The sequence below is a fragment of the Gluconobacter sp. P5H9_a genome (assembly GCF_018812085.1).
In the GTDB taxonomy this organism is placed as follows: domain Bacteria; phylum Pseudomonadota; class Alphaproteobacteria; order Acetobacterales; family Acetobacteraceae; genus Gluconobacter.
Map to the genome: position 1 here is coordinate 1 of NZ_JACRVW010000052.1, position 681 is coordinate 681.

The window sequence follows — 681 nt, forward strand, 5'->3', positions numbered from 1 at the left end:
TGACCTCCAAAGTATTAGAAATCACATAGGGGAAGAAAACCCCGCAGCAGCAAGCCGTGTTGCTATTCAGATAGTCGCAGCCTGTGACCGTCTCGAATATCTACCGGAACGAGGCCGACCGGGCCTTGTCCCTGGCACGCGAGAACTGGTGTCCGGCTGGCCGTATGTAATCGTCTATCGCATCGCAGATTCAACGGTCGAAATCCTGCGCATCTGGCACAGTTCTCAAGACCGATAGACCGCKAACTCGTATCGAGTTGTGTTTACTTGTGCTGAGTTATGCCTACTAAAATATGAGGCAGTTCCTCTGGGGTAGTGTGGAAGCTGCCCCAGTTTCGTGACCTGTCACATACCGAGCGAGGGGCCGTTGGATGATGCGCCGGACGCCTCACCCGGCCCGTCTCCTACACCGTTCCATTCTGGCGCATAGCCACGCTCAACAGCCTCTGACCATTCGGCCTCGAACTCAGATCGGGCGGAAGGGGAAAGGTATKGCAGAACCCCATTAACCAKTTCCTCAACCTGCTGCGCCATGAAGCCTACCATTTCCCCGACACTCTGAACGCATGCTTGCAGCCGGTTCTTCCGGGCAACTGTCAGGCCCTCAGCTAACCACCAGCGCAAGTCCCCTGACGTGCTGACGTTATAGGTCGCCGCATTGCGCACCCATGCCCGCTTGAG

Annotated in this window: 2 protein-coding genes; one reads left to right on the plus strand and one right to left on the minus strand. The window is 56.5% G+C overall.

Annotated elements, in window-relative coordinates:
• A partial coding sequence (locus KP708_RS15435; protein ID WP_215757243.1) for a type II toxin-antitoxin system RelE/ParE family toxin occupies positions 1–238 on the plus strand: 238 nt, incomplete at its 5' end.
• 107 nt (positions 239–345) lie between these two features.
• Here the strand turns inward: KP708_RS15435 and KP708_RS15440 are convergent.
• Positions 346–681, minus strand: a 336-nt coding sequence (locus KP708_RS15440; protein WP_215757244.1) for a hypothetical protein, incomplete at its 5' end; no start/stop codon positions are given.